General features: G+C 45.9%; 14 protein-coding genes. 10 read left to right on the top strand and 4 right to left on the bottom strand.

The annotated features are described in order from the left end of the window. Positions 1-479 precede the first annotated feature (479 nt). Together PP178_RS05350 and PP178_RS05345 are read left to right on the top strand one after the other, a co-directional pair. A complete protein-coding gene (locus PP178_RS05350; RefSeq protein ID WP_272593275.1) occupies positions 480-2,480 on the top strand; it encodes an amidohydrolase family protein in 2,001 nt (666 codons plus the stop codon). A 111-nt stretch (positions 2,481-2,591) separates the two neighbouring features. Beyond that, positions 2,592-3,239 (top strand): DsbA family oxidoreductase, encoded by a 648-nt coding sequence (locus PP178_RS05345; RefSeq protein WP_272593274.1) that lies wholly within the window; start codon positions 2,592-2,594, stop codon positions 3,237-3,239. Between the two features lie 84 nt (positions 3,240-3,323). Here the strand turns inward: PP178_RS05345 and PP178_RS05340 are convergent, their stop codons facing one another. Continuing rightward, positions 3,324-3,842, bottom strand: a complete 519-nt coding sequence (locus tag PP178_RS05340; protein WP_272593273.1) for a DUF4494 domain-containing protein — start codon at positions 3,840-3,842, stop codon at positions 3,324-3,326. Between the two features lie 160 nt (positions 3,843-4,002). Then, the gene (locus PP178_RS05335) at positions 4,003-5,304 is read right to left on the bottom strand and encodes a metal-dependent hydrolase family protein (RefSeq protein WP_272593272.1); all 1,302 of its coding nucleotides are present in this window, start codon (positions 5,302-5,304) and stop codon (positions 4,003-4,005) included. A 135-nt stretch (positions 5,305-5,439) separates the two neighbouring features. On the opposite strand from PP178_RS05335, the gene amrB reads away from it, so the two are divergent. The 3 genes from amrB to PP178_RS05320 all read left to right on the top strand — a co-directional run bounded on the left by amrB (position 5,440) and on the right by PP178_RS05320 (position 11,200). Next, the gene (gene amrB, locus PP178_RS05330; protein WP_272593271.1) at positions 5,440-6,507 is read left to right on the top strand and encodes an AmmeMemoRadiSam system protein B; all 1,068 of its coding nucleotides are present in this window, start codon (positions 5,440-5,442) and stop codon (positions 6,505-6,507) included. A gap of 262 nt (positions 6,508-6,769) precedes the next feature. Then, positions 6,770-9,916 carry a VPS10 domain-containing protein gene (locus PP178_RS05325; RefSeq protein ID WP_272593270.1) on the top strand — a complete coding sequence of 1,049 codons (3,147 nt, stop codon included), beginning with the start codon at positions 6,770-6,772 and terminating at the stop codon, positions 9,914-9,916. A 3-nt stretch (positions 9,917-9,919) separates the two neighbouring features. After that, positions 9,920-11,200, top strand: a complete 1,281-nt coding sequence (locus PP178_RS05320; protein WP_272593269.1) for an MFS transporter — start codon at positions 9,920-9,922, stop codon at positions 11,198-11,200. 35 nt (positions 11,201-11,235) lie between these two features. Here PP178_RS05320 and PP178_RS05315 read toward each other — a convergent pair whose 3' ends face one another. Then, positions 11,236-12,888: a tetratricopeptide repeat protein gene (locus tag PP178_RS05315; RefSeq protein WP_272593268.1), complete on the bottom strand. Its 1,653-nt coding sequence runs from the start codon at positions 12,886-12,888 to the stop codon at positions 11,236-11,238. 249 nt (positions 12,889-13,137) lie between these two features. On the opposite strand from PP178_RS05315, the gene PP178_RS05310 reads away from it, so the two are divergent. The 5 genes from PP178_RS05310 (at position 13,138) to PP178_RS05290 (ending at position 18,115) form a co-directional block, all read left to right on the top strand. Next, a complete protein-coding gene (locus PP178_RS05310) occupies positions 13,138-14,418 on the top strand; it encodes an alkaline phosphatase family protein (protein ID WP_272593267.1) in 1,281 nt (426 codons plus the stop codon). A 48-nt stretch (positions 14,419-14,466) separates the two neighbouring features. Continuing rightward, positions 14,467-15,006 carry a helix-turn-helix domain-containing protein gene (locus PP178_RS05305; RefSeq protein ID WP_272593266.1) on the top strand — a complete coding sequence of 180 codons (540 nt, stop codon included), beginning with the start codon at positions 14,467-14,469 and terminating at the stop codon, positions 15,004-15,006. Between the two features lie 90 nt (positions 15,007-15,096). Further along, positions 15,097-16,560 carry a class A beta-lactamase-related serine hydrolase gene (locus PP178_RS05300; RefSeq protein ID WP_272593265.1) on the top strand — a complete coding sequence of 488 codons (1,464 nt, stop codon included), beginning with the start codon at positions 15,097-15,099 and terminating at the stop codon, positions 16,558-16,560. A 49-nt stretch (positions 16,561-16,609) separates the two neighbouring features. Further along, positions 16,610-17,425 (top strand): RluA family pseudouridine synthase, encoded by an 816-nt coding sequence (locus PP178_RS05295; protein WP_272593264.1) that lies wholly within the window; start codon positions 16,610-16,612, stop codon positions 17,423-17,425. Positions 17,426-17,551: 126 nt separating this feature from the next. Beyond that, positions 17,552-18,115 carry a hypothetical protein gene (locus PP178_RS05290; RefSeq protein WP_272593263.1) on the top strand — a complete coding sequence of 188 codons (564 nt, stop codon included), beginning with the start codon at positions 17,552-17,554 and terminating at the stop codon, positions 18,113-18,115. Positions 18,116-18,163: 48 nt separating this feature from the next. Here the strand turns inward: PP178_RS05290 and katG are convergent, their stop codons facing one another. Further along, entirely contained in the window at positions 18,164-20,425 is a 2,262-nt protein-coding gene (gene katG / locus PP178_RS05285; RefSeq protein ID WP_272593262.1) for a catalase/peroxidase HPI, read from the bottom strand. Positions 20,426-20,467 lie beyond the last annotated feature (42 nt).

Raw genomic sequence — 20,467 nt, 5'->3', positions numbered from 1 at the left:
AAGAAAGGGACACAGGTACATAGTTACAAAGGGACATTTGGGTACCAGGAATGATTAGACCTGTCTCGTTATAAAATAGGTTTTCACCACAGGGGCTCTAAACCCCGCCCCAGGTTCAAGATAAATCTTTACACTGCATAAAGCATGCAGAAATATGTTGACGTAGCGGAATCTTTAGAATAATCACCCTATTATTTCACCGGACTGCTATTCTGGTTGCGCCTAGGATTTAATTCTCCTTATCAAAAATATTTTCTATTTTAGACATAGCTCCCTCTAAGTACAAACCTGATAATCAAACTGCTATGGGGGCTTGCATTTTAGACAAAATTCGGATTACTGACTACATATTTTCATCAACCCTTATTAAATTAGTTTCTGGTTGTAATCTTTTTTCTCAGAAAAAAATAACCAAAGCCTTTACCCTATACCCTCTCCTAGTCTCTTTCTTATTCCCGGCCATCGTTACATCCCAATCTGTGGCGGACACCACTTATTATACACAGATCTTTGACGAAGTACCGTGGGGAACTTGGAAAACCTGGAATATAGCTGGAGATACAATTGGTTACCAGGCAGATTTTAAAGGATCCTTTGTACGTTCGGAGAAACTTGTACTGAATGAGAATGAGCTTCCTATCTTTCTAGATATCCGTGGCAAAATCCGGGATAACTTTAAGTATTTGGAACGTTTCGAAATGAAGGGAGATAATTCAGCTTTCGTAATCACTTTGCTGGAGCGAAATCATCTCTCCGTAGATACTCCTTCATTTTATTCTGCAATTTACCCCGCTCATGACCTCGGTGTATTGGCCCGGGCTCTTTTGAAACAACCCGATTCAGTGATCCCTCTCCTTCCAAGGGGGAAAGCCAGAATTGAGAAGATATCGCAACACCAGCTTACCAAATCAAACCAAAAAAATACCGTTTCCCTATCTCGAATCTGTGGGCATGAACTAGTGCCGGGATACGTTTGGTTAGATAATGATCTCAAAACATTTGCTGACCAATGGAGCATCCTTAAGGGCTGGGAAACAGTTTTCCCAGAGTTAAAGCAAAAACTACGACAAGCAGAAGCATCGTATAAAACTACGATGTCTCAAAAAATAACCCGTGTACCCGAGCAGCCTATACTTATTACCAACGCCCGGGTATTTAATCCGAAATCCGGCGAGATTTTACCATCGTCAACTATAGTGATCCAGGGTAATACCATTACCCAGGTAGGTCCTGATACAGATTTTTCGGAATTAAAGAATGTTCAGAAAATTGATGCCAGGGGGAAGATGGCTATTCCAGGCTTATGGGAGATGCACGGGCATATGTTCTACCCTTTTGACCCCCAGATAATGTTCCGTAATGGAAATTCCGCACCACTGTATTTGGCCGGCGGGATTACCACGGTACGAGATATGGGCAGTAATATGAACGAAATGTTCTTTAATAAGGGATACTTTGACAATAATACATTTATAGGACCCAGGATACTTCCTTCCCTGTACATTGATAATTTTAATCGCACGGGTATTGGGACAATAGGAGTACGTGTCAGCACTCCGTCAGAAGCCTCCGAGATCATCCGGGAGTATGCACGAAAAGGAATTCATCATGTGAAAATCTATAATAATATGACCCCGCAATTGGTGGAGGCCGTAACGAAAGAGGCCAGGAAAAACAACATGTTTATAAATGGCCATTTACCCTATGAAATGACAGTTACGGGAGTTATTAATTCCGGGTATAAAGAAATTCAGCATATCTGGTGGCTGGCCTGGTCTTTAGCTTATCCAACATCGGATAAAATTCCAGACTACGAAACAGATGAGGTCTGGTTCCAGGTATTCTCTGAAATTTTTGAGGATAGAGAAAAATTAGATCAACTGGTCTCAATTTTAAAAGAAAAAGATATAGCTGTAGATCCTTCTATCACCTACTTCATTATGGAAACTGGTCTGCCCTTTTTTCTCTCCGATGTCATTGACAATTACCCGCCGAACATCGCAAGAAATTTACACCATAGTCTGCCGCCAGATCTGCTGTTTTTTTACGAGGCCCAGAACCCCCTGTCCCGCTTATCCAAAGATAAAGCCATACAAAATCTACTAGTACTCATTAAGCACCTGCACCGGCAAGGAGTTCAGTTGGTGGCAGGAAGCGATGCCTGGGGTGGTGATGCCCTTATAGGGGAGCTATCTTTGTACGTTGAGGCCGGAATTTCTCCTGATGATGTACTGAAAATTGCTACTATAGATGCGGCCCGTACAATGGGTATGGATCAAATATTAGGTTCAATTGAAGAGGGAAAGCTAGCTGATCTCTTCCTGGTAGACGGTGACCCGACAAAGAACTTTGATGATATAAGGAAGGTGAGTATGGTAATTAAAAATGGCCTTATCTACAATCCCGATGACATATACAGGGAATTAGGTATGAAGCCACGTGGAGCCGGGCTGGAAATTCCTTCGTTACAACAAGAATAATTCCATAAGTCAATGCTAAATGCGGCAGAAATATATTCCTTTTAGGCAAGGATAGCTGCTGAATATACTTTAATTGCTCTGCAACTTAATGGGAATTAAACTATAAGCATAATGGTAGATAAAATAAAAATAGATGTGGTTTCAGACGTTGTATGTCCCTGGTGTATCATCGGGTACAAACGATTGGAAAAGGCCATCTCCGAACTGGGCATAGAGGATAAAATCGAGTTAGAATGGCAACCTTTTGAGCTCAATCCTTTAATGCCGGAAGAAGGGGAAAATGTCCGGGAGCATATCGCCAAAAAATACGGCGCCAGCCCGGAAGATCAAAAACAGTCACAGGAACGCCTTTCGCAATTCGGGGAAGAACTGGGATTCAACTTTTATTATTTCGAGGACATGAAAATTGTGAACACCAGGGATGCGCATGTGCTCCTGGATTATGCCAACGAACAAGGTAAGCAGACCGAACTGAACATGCGTCTGATCGAATCCTATTTCAGCGAACGAAAGGATGTTTCTGACCGGGAGGTCCTTGAAAAGGCTTTAAAGGAAGTAGGATTAAATGCAGACGAGGCCATGAAACGCCTAGATGATGATGACGCGCGTTACAAGGTTGCGTCCCAGGAGAACTACTGGCAGAGCCTGGGGGTTTCTTCGGTACCCACTATGGTGTTTGACCGCAAGAGTGCTCTAACCGGGGCACAGCCTGTAGAAGTTTACAAGCAAGTTCTGACCGAATTGCTGGAACAGGAATAATGGCAAAAATCTTAACCCCGATTGCCGGGGAATAAAAAAAGCGATCCGTTAACAATCCCGGATCGCTTTTTCTTCATTTAAATATTATGCGACCTCACTCTCTTCCGGGATTTCCTCCTCAGAAGATTCAGTTTTCTCGATCACCTTATAACGCTCAAGCTGCTCTTCCTCACCCGTAAAATAAGGGAACACATCCATGATGGGCGACTCCGTAATAGAAGGAACATTGTATTCCCCCATGGTGCCTTTCATCGCGGTGATTGTGTTGTCATAAGCTTCTTTTACATCATTTGCCTGAACCAGCAGGTAGATATTTGATTTTTTCTCCTTTCCACTTTCTTCGTCGTATGCGATCAGTGAAACCTTTGACTTAAACCAACGATCCGAGTTCTCGTAGGGATGGACTTCGGAGAAGTTAGCCACCTTAATATTCGTTATTAAAAATTCCTCACTGGTATAGGCTGCCATTTCCTCGTTGATCCTTGCCTCAGCCTCTGTATAGGAGATAGCGTCCAACAGGTAAGTCTCTGTTGTCATTTTCTGTTCTCCGGTGTCGTGGGTTTTCCTGTATTTCACCTTGCATTCATACCAAGTTACGCTCATATCTCTATATTATTTTTGGGGTGCCAAATATAGATTTTTGCAAAGAGGAGCACTGTTAAACCGGGCAAGAGATATTCACAAATTCCTATGTTGTTCATCTTCAGAACCTCCGAAAAACTACCTTCTTCCTACTACCAATAAATGGCACTAAAGATGTCGATTAATCCGTAGTCCTTAGGTATACCTCCCCGTCTTTCATTACAAATACAATCTTGTTCAAAGTATTGACGAAATCCTGTTTTACATCTCCTTTTACGGCAATGATATCGGCCATAGCTCCGGGTTTAAGCACACCAATCATCTTTTCTTTACCAAGACTGGCAGCTGCGTGATAAGTAGCAGCTTGTAATATCTCCAAGGGCTCCATCCCGGCTTCAAAGTAAGTGCGCAACATGTCTTTAGAAGAAGTTCCGCGCGTTACGCCTATGTCTGTATAATTGTCAGAACCGGCTACGATGATGACCCCTTTCTTCCTGGCCCGCATTAACCTGTTTTTCATATTATCCATATAACCATCCAGCCACTTGAGTTCTTCTTTACTACTTCCCTCCAATGCATAGTATGTATCCATATACTGCCGGCTATTCTCTGTCGGGACCAGGAAAACCTCTTTCTCTGCCATTAATGAAAGTGTAGAATCGGCCAGGTTAAATCCATGTTCTATCCCGTCTACGCCAGCCTGTACGGCATTCCAGGCAGATTCATTCCCGATAGAATGTGCAGTTACTGTCAGTCCATAAGAATGTGCTGTTTTTACGATAGCCTTTATCTCCTCGGGTGTCATTCTGGTTCTATTAGGAAGGTTGTCCGCACAGATCTTCACCAGATCGGTGCCTTGGTTTACATGTTCCCGTACGGCATTTATAGCGTCTCCAGGACTTTTAACGACCCGGTATTCAATATCTACAAGATCCTGGTGACCGTGGGTAACCCCATAAATCTGGCCGCCCTGGGCAGCCATAATGGGGCCGGCAGCAAATACTCTTGGGCCTATGGCTGTTCCCTCATTAATAGCATTCCGCAAAGCAACATCCAGGAATAGCCCGGAATTCCCTAGATCCTTAATGCTGGTAATACCAACATCCAGGTAAGATCTTGCTCTCTTTGCCCCACGCAATGTTCTCAGAGCTTCACTCTCAAGGGTAAGAGTTGCAATACTATGCTTGGCCCAGTCGTCCTGGGGGCTTTGATCAAAAAGAACATGGGTGTGCCCATCGATCAGGCCCGGTAGTACGGTGTATTCAGTAAGATCAATTACTTCGGCATTTGCCGGGATAAGGCCTGCTCCCCCGATCCCGATAATCTTGTTGCCTTTTACCTGTATTACCTTATTCTTTAGAATACTATTCTGTTCACTATCATAGAAAGAGCCTGCTTTTAAGTACACATTCTTCTCTTGGGAAAAAAGGCATAAGACAGTAGAAAAAAACAGGTAGAGACTCGTAAAGATATTTTTCTTCATATAAGGCTTCTTCGAATTTATTCGACGCAAGATAGAGATTATAAGGCACAAGACGTGAACCTGACCTCTCCATAAATTTTAAATAGTTAACTCCCCGATTCGTACATTTGATTCATAACCAACAACCTTTTGATCATGAGGATATCCCTGCTGCTATTACTTTTTCTACTTATCGGAACTAGTTGTAAACAAGAAAGCACAAGCGAGGATACCCCAGCCCTGGTTAGGGGTCAGAATGCCCACGGCTTTGCCAGGCATAGCTGGCAGATGGATTCTCTCTTTACAAGGATAGGTGTAAACCAATTGGAAAATGATTTGCGATGGAAAGCAGCCATCAGCCCACATGACGACTACAGCTATGCAGGCCCGCTTTATTACGAGGCGCTTCGCGGGATCAATGCCCCGAATATCATCCTGATCGGGGTAGCACACAGGGCACGTAATTTTGGGTTACAGGATAAAATCGTGTTTGGTAACTACACGCACTGGGAAACTCCATACGGGCAGATCCAGGTCTCCCCGGCTAATCGGGAAATCATGAAAAAACTGTCCGAGGACAATTTTATAGTGCACGATAGTATGCAGCTGATAGAACATTCCCTGGAGGCCATTGTTCCTTGGATCCACAGGAAAAACCCTGGGGCTAACATTATACCTATCCTCGTTCCCTATATCAATTACGAGGGAATAGACAGCATAAGCGGTAAACTGGCCGAAGCAGTAAACCAGGTTATGGAAAATAAGCAATGGGAGTTCGGGAAGGATGTCGCTATCGTGATTTCTAATGATGCTGTGCATTACGGAGACCTGGAATGGGGAGACTCCAAAAACATGGCCCCTTTTGGAACAGATTCTTTGGGTACGGCTTCAGCCAGGGAAAGAGATATGGAGATTATCGATAAATGTCTGACAGGAGAACTGAGTAATAAAAAAATTAAAACATTTACAGAATACACCGTACAGCCGGAGAATTACAAGGAATACAAGTGGGTTTGGTGCGGTCGCTATTCTGTGCCTTTTGGGCTGGCTTTCGCCAATCGCCTTAACGAGCTACAGTACGGAGAAAGCCTTCAGGGCGACTTCCTGGGATACCAGAGCAGTATTGACCATGAGCTCATCGAAGTTGAGGACCTGGGAATGGAAACTACTGCCATAGCCAATAACAGACATTGGGTCGCATATACAGCTATCAAATATGAATGAAAAAGCACAATCACACTCAATAAAATTTCAATGTTACCAGGGCATATTTGCATTCAGAGAAAGTTTGGGGACAAGTCCCTCCCCTCCCCGGTTTTAAGGTAAGTTTCCTTCCTGCATTTCCTTGCATCGCTGATCTTTAAATAATACCTGCTGCCTGATCTCGTGGTTCGTACTATTATTCTGTAAATAATTTCTATATTTCTGATCCTATTCATTAACTGACCAATTGCTCTTCACGGCATCCTATCACTGAACTATTGTTATGAGAACCATCCAATTCCTGCTGATCGCTTTAATGATAATTCCCTGCTCTCTGCAGGCCCAAAGACGAAAGTCGCGCAATACCCCACCCCCACCTATAGTCCATGACAGCCTCTTCCATGGTTTGCAATGGCGTAATATCGGACCCTTCCGAGGCGGCCGTAGTGTGGCCAGTAGCGGGGTGATCGGCCAGCCGATGACCTATTATATGGGCACAACCGGCGGTGGGATCTGGAAAACGACCGATGATGGTATCAGCTGGAAAAATATTTCGGATGGATACTTTAAAACCGGAACCGTCGGAGACATTGCCGTATCTGAAAGCAATCCCAATATCGTCATTGCCGGGATGGGGGAACACGCCGCCCGGGGAGTAATGACGTCCATGGGCGACGGGGTCTATAAGTCGACCGACGCAGGTAAAACCTGGAAACATATGGGCTTGGATAACACCAGGCATATCTCGGATGTGATCATCCACCCGAACAACCCTGACATTATATTTGTCGCCGCGCAGGGAGCACAGTACGGCCCTTCTAAGGATCGGGGTATCTACCGCTCTACCGATGGGGGAAAAAGCTGGGAAAAGGTATTGTATATCGACGAGACCACGGGGGCTTCCTCCTTGTCTATGGATATGAAGAACCCGCTAATACTCTATGCTGCCATGTGGCAGCACCGACGCTATCCCTGGACCATGGAGTCCGGTGGAGCCATGTCTGCACTATTTAAATCAACCGATGGTGGTAGTAGCTGGGAGAAAATGAAGGAGGGGTTGCCAAAAGAATTTGGTAAAGCCGGGATCTCGGTCTCCAGGGCCAACCCGGAACGGGTTTATGCGGTCCTTGAAGCGGCCGGGGATTCTGCCGGCGTTTACCGCTCTGACGATGCCGGTAAAAAATGGATGCAGGTAAATAAAGACCGGGTGAACGTGGCCCGTTCCTGGTATTACATGGAGATCTTTGCCGATCCACAGGACGAAAACCGGGTATATATATTAAACGCACCGGTGATGAAATCCATAGACGGTGGCAAATCCTTTTCCGGGTTATCTACCCCCCATGGAGATAACCACGACCTTTGGATACACCCTGAGAATAATCAAAAGATGATCAACTCCAATGACGGGGGAGCCAATGTTTCAAACAATGGTGGAGAAAGCTGGAGCTCACAGGAAATTCAGCCAACTGCCCAGTTCTACAGGGTGATCACGGACAACCAGGTGCCTTATATGGTATATGGGGGACAACAGGATAATTCGGCCATAGCCATTGCAAGCCGTACCAATGACGGTGGGATCGACTGGAAGGACTGGTATTCCGTGGCCGGTTGTGAAAGTGCCTACCTGGCGTTTGACCCCGACGACCCCCAGGTGATCTACGGGGGATGCTACCAGGGGATCATAGAGAAGTGGGTCAAAGCTTCGAGGGAAGGAAAATCTATCAAGGAATACCCGGAATTGGCCTTAGGTAATGTACCGGCCGATTTTAAATACCGTTACAATTGGAACGCGCCTATTATTACTTCCCCCCATGATCGGTCTACTATCTACCATGCCGGGAACGTGGTCTTCAAATCCACAGACGAAGGGCAGAGCTGGACCGTGGTGAGCCCGGACCTGACCCGGGACGAAGAGAGCAAACAAGGCCCCGGTGGCGGACCTTATACCAACGAAGCTGCGGGAGGAGAGAATTATAACACCATCATGTACCTGGTAGAGTCGCCCCATGAAAAAGGTGTGCTCTGGGCCGGTTCAGATGACGGACTGATCCACCTGACCAGGGATGGAGGTGAAAATTGGGTGGATGCTACACCCCAGGGTTTGCAGGAAGGCATTATTAATAGCATTGAAGTTTCTCCCCATGATCCGGCCACGGCTTACGCAGTAGTAATGCGCTACAAGTTTATGGACCTGGGCTCTTATATCTATAAGACTATGGACTATGGACAGACGTGGACCAAGATCGTCAATGGTCTAAACAATCCACATGGATTTGCCAGGGTGGTCCGTGAAGATCCTAAGAAGCAGGGGCTTCTCTACGCAGGTACAGAGACCGGTTTATATGTCTCCTTTAACGACGGAGCCCATTGGCAGCCCTTCCAGCTGAACCTCCCGGTAGTCCCTATCAACGACATGACCTTCCAGGATAACGACCTGGTTGTGGCCACGGCCGGGCGGTCGTTCTGGATACTGGACGATGTCGGAGCTATTCAGAACGCACCAATTACCAATAAGTCAATTGAGGTAATTCAACCAAAAGACACCTACCTACTTTTTGGGGGTAGTACGGATAAACCGGTAGCGGGTCTCGGGCAGAACCCCAAACAGGGGGTTACTATAGATTATTACCTGGATCAAAAGGTCGACAGCTTGGAACTTACACTGGAAGTACTGCAAAACGGGGAAGTGATCAGGACTTACAGCAACCAAAAACAGGAGGATTTCAGATCCTGGCCGGGAGGACCTTCTAAACCGGAAATCCTGCCAGTCAAGAAAGGTTACAATCGCTTTAGCTGGGACTTCAGGAAAGCGTCGCTACCGGCAGTGGATAAGGTGTTTGTCTATGGCAATTACGACGGCTCCAGGGTTGCGCCCGGAACTTATGAATTACGACTGACCCTGGGGGATGAAACTGCCGAAACCCAGGTGAAGGTGTTGCCGAATCCTAAAATAGATGCAAGTCCGGAGGAGTATAAAGAACAGCAGGAGTTATTGGACAGGATTGCGGAGACCATTAAGGAAATGCACACGGCTGTAAATCAGATGCGTTCAGTGAAGACCCAGCTTCAGTCCTACGAGAAGTTATTGAAAGACAAGGAAGGAGCAGATTCCCTGATCGCCAAAGGAAACGAGCTGGTAGAGCGCATCAATACCTGGGAAGAGAATCTCATACAGCCCAAGCAGAAAACCTTCCAGGATGTGATTAACTTTAATAACCGCCTCAATGCTGAATTCATGAATTTAAGGGAATACGTGGATTCCGCCGAGCCGAAGGTCACCGCAGGAGCCAAAGAGAGGATGCAGGATCTGCTGGCTCAATGGAAGGTATTTTACAAGGAAAAAGAAGTTATTGTCAATACCGAAATGGCAGCCTATAATGCACTTTACAACTCACTAGGATTACCGGCCATTATTTTGGAAGACTAGCCTATGGACGATAGAAAAGCGCCTTGGTATTACCTTGTATTACTTATTCTCGCCGGGGAATCGGTCTTTATTCTGCCCTTCGTACTGGCCCGGGTCTTCAGACCTACGGTACTGCAGGTCTTTGAATTAGATAACCTGCAACTCGGCCTGTGTTATTCTGTATACGGGATTGTGGCACTGGTCTCCTATCTTTTCGGAGGTCCGATAGCTGACAAGTACCCCCCCCGTAAACTGATCGCGGTGGCACTCTGGATGACAGCCCTGGGCGGCCTGCTGTATGCTACTTTCCCTAGTTACACTGTACTGAAATTGCTTTATGGGTATTGGGGATTCACGACAATTTTTCTTTTCTGGGCACCTATGATCAAAGCCACCCGGGTCTGGGGAGGAACAACTTCACAAGGGAAGGCCTTTGGTTTTCTCGATGGCGGTCGTGGCCTGGTGGGTGCACTCTTCGGGGCATTAGGTGTACTCATCTTTTCCCTTTTCATTAGCGGTGAAGTTTCCGAAGTAAGCATATCAGAAAGCAGGGCTGCTTTCAGGCAGGTTATTCTGGTTTGCTCTGGCATAGTGGTGATTGTAGGCCTGTTAGTATGGATCTTTATGAAACTGGATACCACGGTTGAGGAGACCATCGTACTTAAAAAGATCGAGCTCTCCCAGGTAAGTGCTGTATTACGCCTGCCCTCGGTCTGGCTGTTGATGGTCATTATTCTCTGCGCCTACGTAGGTTATAAGATCACCGATGTTTTCTCACTATATGCCCAGGACGTGATGCTGTATGACCAGGTACAGTCTGCCCAGGTAGGAACCTTCCTCCTTTTTGTTCGTCCCGTGATCGGGGTGATCATCGGGATCCTTGCAGATCGTTCACAGACGACTTACTGGCTACTTGTGAGTTTTGTGGTTGCTTTTATCGGAGCCCTTCTATTCGCGATGGGTTTGATCACACCTTCAGTCACTGCCCTGTTTTTTATTTCCATACTTATTGTTGCTGCGGGGGTATATGCCGCCCGATCGCTCTATTTTGCCGTCATGCAAAGAGGCCGGATTCCCCTGGTACTCACAGGTACAGCCGTGGGAATGATCTCCCTTATCGGCTACACCCCGGATATCTTTGCCGGTCCGGCCATGGGTTATTTACTGGATAATTCGCCGGGGCTGGAGGGACACCAGGACGTATTCCTGATGATGGCACTGTTTTACTTAATAGGCGGGATCGCTGCCTGGTATTATTTTCGCCTTTACCGAACAACAAAAGAAGAGGCCGTCAATAAAAAATAAATTTAATATGGCCTCATGTTTTCCCTGCCATCAGCTTAATGAGTGCCCTGCCTGATCTCGGCTAATTTTTCGCGGGCATTCTTCCCGGTAGGGCCATCCGGATCCATGGACAGTACTTTATTATACAGGGCAATCGCCTGCTCGTTGTCCCCGGATTTCCAGTACGCTTCCGCAAGGCTGTCCCAGGCGTTGGCAGATTCCGGGAACAAAAGCGTTACAAATCCGAAGATGGCAATAGCCTCCTGGTAATCTTCACTATTCAAAACCCTGTAGCCTGTACTATTCAGTTCGGCTTCAAAATCGAAAAATTTATAAGCGGAGTCGGCCATCATCCGCTTGGTTTCCGTCATTAATCTCTCTTGCTGGCCGGTTTTATATAAATCGGTCATATACTGCATCGGGTCTATGATGAAGTTCTCAGAATCAAAATTCAAAGCAGTTTGCAGAACAGGATCCTGGTTTGTACTATACTCCTTAAAACTCATCTCTACCGCGATATGGGGAGCAAGCCAGGGTGCATTCTGCCATTGGGGTTTATCCTGCCACCATGCCCAGGACAGGAACACCGGGATCCCTCTATTGGGAAGGGTCACTTTGTTATTATCCCCGTAGAAATTTACATTCTCAGATGTGGGTTCGCCTACGAAAATAGCATGGGTATAATTGTCCAGTTCCAGCACCAGGTTCTGGCAGGCCGAGAAGGTTCGTCTGCCAAGGATCACGAAAAACTTCCCAGGTTGGTTGATCTTCTCAGAGCGGATGATCCCGGTGACCACTTCCTTATTATTAAAATTATTTCCACCCCCGTTGAGGCGTACGTCTAACACCAATTTATCAACCTCGTTTTTATCTATAAAGTCGAACACCCGCTGATAAAAGGAAGGGATATCCTCTGCAGGATCATGAAAGACTGAGCTCTGCCTAACATAAACCGTTTTTTCATCGGGAAGATATTTATAATAATAATGCTTATCCAGCTCTCCCAGGTAATGCGGGGTAACAGTTTGATCACGGGCTTCCAGCCAATCCCCATCCTGTTGTATCAAACTGTAATTTACAGGCGGGCGTTCTCCCTTTGGCATGGCCCTGAATTCATGAGTAAACGTCTTGCCGTTCTTCTCCAGGGTCAGGGTAACGGTTTCAGATAATTCCGGGGTAATTCCCGTCGCATGCAGAACTTCCGGGAAACGCAGGTAGTTAATACCAAAGGCTTTAAAATATTGTTCATTTTCTGCCGGCACCACTGGGTAAATAGCTTCCAGGGCTTTATCTATCGGCATTCCTGCCACAGCGACGACCTTGGCACCCAGGGCTCCTGCATGTTCCTTATGGGTGCCTTGGATATACATCCCATCCTGGAATTGGTAAAGGTTAAAAGGAAAGTTCCGGAAATCGTAGGGTTCCTGCCGGAAGCTGATATCAGTATGCCCGTATTTGAACATAGCTATAATCTTTGCCAATCCGACCACCACTTCGTGGTCCTGCATTTCCGGGATTGCCTTATGGAGCGAGGCTACCGAGCGGTCAAATTCTTCCTCGGTGGTTTTCTTGAATAAAAATGCATAATCCTTGTGTACTGTTTCCTGCAGGAAGCTGAGATCTTCCTGCCATTGTTGAGCTGTCAGGGTAACCTGCGATTGTACTGGATATGAAAAAGCTAAAATGAAAAGGAAAGTCAGAAGTTTCATTACGATATGGTTTATAAGTATAGTGTCTACATGGTATAAGATGTTATTTCAGGCAAAATGTTACAGTTGAGAATGAAAATAATGTTCTGAATATCATATTATTACTGACTCCAAATACTGGTTCCCGGTCAATTTTCATCCTTCGGAACAGCCATCATAATTAGGAGAATGTTTAACTTCCCGCCCGAAAAAGAATTCCGGCTAATAATCTGAAACCTTTGGCTCAGATTTCTTTAATATTTATTTCTCATGCACCTTTTTAAAAAATATCAAGCTCTCGTCCTGCTTCTTATAATCAGCCTTATCACCCTGGCTTCCTGTAGTCGCAAAACCCTGGGAGGTGCTGTTCAAAAGAATGATAATTCAGTTTTAGATAAACCCTATGTAATCCTGATCTCCCTGGATGGTTTCCGCTGGGATTACGTAGATAGATTCTCTCCTCCCCAGCTTGTAAACTTCATCGAGAAAGGTGTTAAGGCAGAGTCACTTATCCCGACATTCCCTTCCAAAACATTTCCTAATCATTATTCGATTGCCACCGGAATGTACCCGGACAAACATGGACTTCTGGGAAACCTTTATTACCATTATGATAAGGAAGAGGTCTACGCTGTCGGCAATCGCGAGGTGGTAGAGGATGGGACATTTTATAAGGGAATTCCGATCTGGGTACAGGCAGACAAAGCAGGCATGGTCACTGCCAGTTATTTTTTTGTGGGTACAGAAGCCGATATCCAGGGGATGCACCCTTCATACTATTTTAAATACGACGGTAAAACCACTAATGAAGAACGCGTATCGCAAGCGCTGAAATGGTTGCAATTACCCGAGAAGAAAAGACCCCACCTGATCACCATGTATTTCTCAGACATGGATGATGCCGGTCATGAATATGGCCCCGAAGACGAAGAGAACATAACCCGCGCCTTATTAAAGCTTGACGAAGACCTGGGTTACCTATTCCGGGGAATAGAAAATTCGGGATTACCCGTAAATGTAATCCTGGTCTCAGATCATGGGATGTTCACTGCCACGGTGGATAACCTGCTACCATTAGAAATGGTACAGGACACCAGCCGATACAGGGCCATTAGTAACGGAGCTATTGTGAGCATACATCCTAAAGGCAAAAACAGTGTTGATGAAATTTACGAGCAATTAAAAGCACAGGAATCAGGTTATAAGGTATACCGGACCCAGCAGGCTCCTCATTTTGAATATGTACCGAGGAATGAAAATTGGGGACCACTGCAGGTCATCCCGGATCCCGGCTTCTATTTCAGCAGCCAGCGGGCCATAGAAAAGCGCAAGCAATCTTCCCAAAAAGTTTTCGGTTTGCATGGCTTTGATCCCAAGCTGAAGGATATGCACGGGATATTTTATGCGAACGGCCCTGCTTTTAAAAGTGGTTACAGTATCCCCCCTATAAGGAACATTCATATTTACCCACTCATCTGTAAAATCCTCGGGATTGAAGTCCCGGCAGATATTGACGGTGATTTATCCGCCACAGAAAAGGTTTTGAACTAAAAGATAAATCTTACTTTTAAGGATCAATCAATACTTCTTTTACCGGACATGTCTGAATTATTAAAATTCCGTGAAGCCAGGAATATGACCCAGGAAGAGCTGAGTAAAAGCTCAGGGATTTCTGTCCGCACCATTCAACGAGTCGAAGCCGGCACCCAGCCAAAGGGACACACACTTAAGGCACTGGCGAAGGCGTTAGAAATTGAAGCATCCTACCTGCTTTCCAAACCTGACCGGGCACCCTCTTTAAATATAGGCTTTTTGAAGCTTGTAAACCTGTCTTCCCTGCCGGTAGCATTTTTTCCCCCGTTAAACATTTTATTCCCACTTTCGATCTTGTTTATCAGAAAGGATTTCAACGCGCTTAGCCGGCAGCTGATTACCGTACAAATATTATGGGCACTGGCAGCAGCATTCCTATTTCTCTCTTCAACATTCCTTGGAAAATGGCTTTCCTTAGGCAGGGTATGGATGCCAGCTGTTATGCTGTTTCTCGCCCTGTCTAACGTATTTATTATACTGAGAAATGCAGCAGAGCTGGACAGGCATGGAAAACTGTATATCAGCCTAAACTTCAGTCTATTATAACTATTGTCAGGTTTTTGACGGCTTATTGGCGGGGATAAACTGGTGATCTGAATCGGTAAATTTGAAAACTTTGCGGCAAAATTGAACTCTATGTCTCAACCACTGAAGCTATTTGTTTTAACGTTATTATTGGGAGTATTCCCCATTATTGCACAAGAAGATGCCCATAGTAATCTCTACCTTACCCTTAAGGCCAAGGATAGTATATACTTTGAGCGAAGTTTTAATCAATGCGATCTGGATTACCTGGAGGAAAATATTACCAAAGACCTGCGTTTTTACCATGACCAGGGCGGTATGCAAGACCGTCAACAATTCCTGGAGAATATTAAGAACAATATTTGTGCTAACCAGGGTGTAAAGCCCATACGAGAAGTAGACCCGGGAAGCCTGGAAGTTTACCCTCTATATGATAAGGGGCAGCTGTATGGGGCCATTCAGCATGGTATTCATAATTTTTTTATTCGGGAACAAGGCAAGGAAGACCGTTGGACCGGTATTGCGAAATTTACCCATACCTGGCTGTTTGACAACCAAAAATGGAAATTGGCAGAAGTTCTCAGTTATGACCACCGCGAACCCGATCCCGAGGATATTAGAACGAGAGACTTCAATCGGCTATTAAGGGAAAATAAAGTGCCGGCACTGGGGCTGGCGATCATCAAGAATGGCAAGCTTCACAGTACAGAAATATACGGCAGTCTGGATGGAGAGCGTTCGGCACCTCAAAATGCTATTTTCAAGGTAGCTTCGCTAACCAAGCCCGTCGTTGCAATGACTGCCCTTAAACTTATTGAACTGGGTCTTCTGGAAATGGATGAACCTTTGTATAAATACTGGGTTGATCCGGATTTAAAAGGAGATAAGCGATATAAAATGCTGACTCCAAAATTAGTATTAACGCACCAGACGGGATTCCCCAATTGGCGATACTTACAGGAAAATAATAAACTGGGTTTCCAGTTTGATCCGGGTTCAGCCTACCAGTATTCCGGTGAAGGGTTCGAATACCTGCGCAAAGCGATTGAGAAGAAATTGGGACGAACAATTGAAGACCTGGCCCGCGAACTGGTCTTTGACCCGGCGGGCATGACCGATACACGGTTCTGGTGGGATAAAAGCATGGATGAATCTCGATATGCACGGAACTTTGATGCTGAGGGAAACCAAATACCAATCCATAAGTATTACGAGGCTAATGCTGCAGCCAACCTCCTCACAACCACAACAGACTACGGCCGATTCCTGGAGTACGTCATCAATGGTGCCGGGCTATCCACTGAACTTTTCCGGGAGATGACCCGGCAGCAGGTAAAAACCCGGGAAGAAAATTTCTTCGGGTTAGGCTGGGAAATCCTGACCGGGTTCAGTGAGGAAGAGTATGCATTACTACACAGCGGTAAAGATCCCGGGGTAAGCACCCTGGCCATAATTTTTCCCAAATCCGGAAATGGATTCCTTATCTTTCTCAATGGAGATAATGCTATGCCGCTCTATGAAACCCTCTTGACCGAATACCTCTATAAGGGTGAAGAGCTGTGGGCTAAACGATAAAAATATCAACAGAACCGATACTCATAATGTACCACGCCTACCAGAGCCCATGCGGTTGCAGGAATACGGTGTAGGCATATTTGAGGCCACCGCGACCAAGTCGGCCTTAAAGAAATTGCTCAAAAAAAAGTGTATCTCCGTAGACGGGATCACGGCCAGTACTGCTACTATGATCCGCGGAGGTGAAACTATTCACCTCAACTTGCCGACAATTCAAAAGCCAACGAAATTCCTGGAGCTGCCCTTAGAAGTGCGCTACGAAGATGAGTTCCTGGCGGCGATCAATAAACCTGCCGGGATTGCGGTGAGTGGAAACAAGTTCCGGACTATTGCCAATGCCCTCCCCTTTAACTTAAAAGACAGTAGTGAATCCGATTCCTGTATCCCACAACCTGTCCATCGCCTGGATTTCCCCACCACGGGAATTTTGCTAGTAGGGAAAACCGCTAGTTGTATACGGGCATTAAATAGAATGTTCGAAGACAAGCAGGTAGATAAAACCTACTATGCAATTACCATGGGAATAATGGAACCAATAGACGAAATCAGAGTTCCTCTTGACGAAAAAATTGCACATACCACCTTCCAAATTCTTGCTAGTGTCCCCTCTGAAAAATACGGGCAGCTCAACCTACTCCGACTTCACCCCAAAACAGGTAGAAGAAATCAGCTCAGAAGGCACCTGGCCGGGATAGGTCACCCCATCTTAGGAGACAGGAAATACGGTTCGGAATTCAAGGGTACCCGACTATATCTACATGCTGCATCATTAGAATTTAGGCATCCGATACAAGAACGGCTCATCTATATTGAAGCTAGTCTACCCCCGTATTTTAATAAAATATTTCCGAGCATCAACAACTAAGCTTATTAATATAATCCTGAGGCGGTAAAAAGTAGTCGCTTTACACCCTGGGATATAAAGTGCTCTGTCTGAAAAAATTGCTTACCGTGGCAAATATCTCATACAGAGGATCTTAAATCCGCCGGCATGAATCCCGAATTATTCAATCCTTTTTGGATCAATATTCACCACAACTCGCGAATTGTAGTTTTCATAGTCCTGATGCTGTTTATTTTTCCGCCTGCCGCACTTTTCGGGCAAAATATTGGTTCAGATCGTATTAGAACAGAAGATTTAAAAATGCTGGTCGGTAATTGGACAGGTCTGCTCACCTACCTGGATTACAGCAGTGGGAATCCTTTCTCCCTCCCTGTACAACTCAAGGTATATGAAAGCAATTCGCCTTTTAAATTACGACTAGAGGAAATTTTCCCAAACGAGCCCGGGGCCAACAACAAATCAAGACTTTCAATATCCAAAGACGGCAGGTTCATCAATAAAAAACCCATCAAATCCCGTAAAACACTATCCAACGGGCAGTTACAGATCGTAGCTAAATACCGGCAGAAGGACGGGAACGAAGGAAAAATGGCCATCAATAGGATGACGTATACCATCGACAAAAGTGAGTTCTCACTAAAAAAAGAAGTGCAGTTTGACGATTCAGAAGACTGGATTACCAGAAGTTATTATGAATATAAAAGGCCATAAAAAAGGCGCCCAATATTGGGCGCCTTTTAACATATTTGAACCTGACTTTTAGGATCGAAGATCAAACCTGTCCAGGTTCATCACCTTGGTCCATGCCGCGACAAAATCTTTAACAAATTTGTCCTGAGCATCCTCACATCCATATACCTCTACCAATGCCCGCAACTCAGTATTAGAACCAAAAATAAGGTCCGCACGAGTACCGGTCCATTTTAATTCTCCGGTCTTGCGGTCGCGTCCTTCAAATTCCTTCTCTTCTTCTGAAGTTGCTTTCCAGGAAATGCCAAGATCTGCCAGGTTTACAAACCAGTCGTTAGTCAATGCCCCGGGGCGATCGGTGAATACACCGTGCCTGGAGTTGTCGTAATTCGTTTCCATAACACGCATTCCACCCAATAAAACTGTCATCTCCGGAGCTGTAAGGGTAAGCAATTGTGCCCTGTCTACCAACATCTCCTCTGCGGTAACATTGTGCTTGGCCTTCGCATAATTGCGGAAACCGTCAGCCTGTGGTTCCAGGTATTCAAAAGATTCTACATCCGTTTGCTCCTCAAGGGCATCCCTGCGCCCCGGGTAGAATGGAACAGTTATCTCTCTGCCAGCATTCTTAGCCGCCTTCTCTATTCCCACAGAACCTCCAAGGACGATCAGATCTGCCATAGACACTTTCTTATTCCCGGACTGCGCATCGTTAAACTTATTCTGAATTCCTGTATAGGCATCCAGCACTTTAGACAGTTGCCCAGGGTTGTTTACTTCCCAGTCCTTCTGTGGTGCAAACCGGATACGGGCACCGTTGGCGCCTCCCCGCTTATCAGATCCACGGAATGTAGATGCAGAGGCCCAGGCCGTAGACACCATTTCAGATATGGACAATCCTGATTCGAGGATATGTCCTTTCAGGGTTCTTATATCTGCCTCGTCAATAGTTTCATAATCCGCTTCGGGAATAGGGTCTTGCCAGCTCAGTTCTTCTGTTGGCACATCGGGTCCCAGGTAACGCTCCAGAGGCCCCATATCCCTGTGGGTAAGCTTGTACCAGGCACGTGCAAAAGCATCAGCAAATTCCTCCGGGTTCTCGTGGAAATGTCTTGATACTTTCTCGTAATCAGGATCCATCCTCAGTGAAAGGTCTGTGGTCAACATAAAAGGGGCATGTTTTTTCCCGGGATCATGTGCGTCAGGGATTAAACCTTCCCCGGCACCATCCTTTGGTTTCCATTGGAAGGCCCCGGCCGGACTCTTGGTAAGCTCCCATTCGAACCCAAATAGGTGATCAAAATAATCGTTACTCCACTGGGCAGGTGTTTTAGTCCAGGCGCCTTCCAATCCACTGGTGATCGTATATTCGGCATTACCGGTACCAAAGGTGTTGCCCCATCCCATACTCTGTTCCGCGATTGTAGCCCCGGCAGGTTCCGGTCCTACGTATTCTTCAGGATTGGCAGCACCATGGGTCTTTCCAAAGGTGTGCCCCCCGGCGATCAACGCTACGGTTTCATAGTCGTTCATCGCCATTCTTTTAAAGGTTTCGCGGATGTCCTTTGCGGCAGCAAGCGGGTCCGGATTACCGTTAGGCCCTTCGGGGTTTACGTAAATAAGCCCCATTTGCACATTGGCAAGGGGTTGCTCCAAATCACGATCTTCCGTGTAACGTTTATCACCTAACCACTCGGTTTCAGATCCCCAGTAGATATCTTTTTCCGGTTCCCAGATATCTTCACGTCCTCCTGCAAAACCGAATGGTTTCAGCCCCATGGTTTCAAGAGCCATATTACCGGTGAGGATCATAAGGTCTGCCCAGGATATTTTACGACCGTATTTTTTCTTTATTGGCCAAAGTAATAATCGTGCCTTATCCAGGTTAGCGTTATCAGGCCAGCTGTTCAGCGGGGCAAAACGCTGAGTTCCGGACCCTGCTCCTCCTCGTCCATCGTACACCCTGTAAGTTCCCGCACTATGCCAGGCCATACGAATAAAGAAAGGCCCGTAATGCCCGTAATCTGCTGGCCACCAATCTTGAGATGTTGTCATCAGCTCACGGAGATCATTCTTTACTGCCTCCAGGTCCAGCGACTTAAATTCCTCCGCATAATCAAAGTCTTTGTCCATAGGGTCTGTCAGGCTCGACTGCTGCCTGAGGATATCCAAATTGAGACGGTTAGGCCACCAATCCCTATTGGTCATTCCCCCGCCGGCTGTTTGCCGCAGCGCGCCATTCAGGAAAGGGCATTGTGCAGCATCATTCATATTATAACTCGATGTACCGTGATTCTCCGAAGAGATCACATTTGTATCCTTTTCTTCCATAATTGATTTTGTTATTTATTTCGTATCTGTATCGCTTAAGCA

Source organism: Zeaxanthinibacter sp. PT1, assembly GCF_028464225.1.
Taxonomy (GTDB): domain Bacteria; phylum Bacteroidota; class Bacteroidia; order Flavobacteriales; family Flavobacteriaceae; genus Zeaxanthinibacter.
The sequence above is the reverse complement of the archived record's forward strand: the minus strand, read 5'-3'. Positions and strand labels throughout refer to the sequence as shown.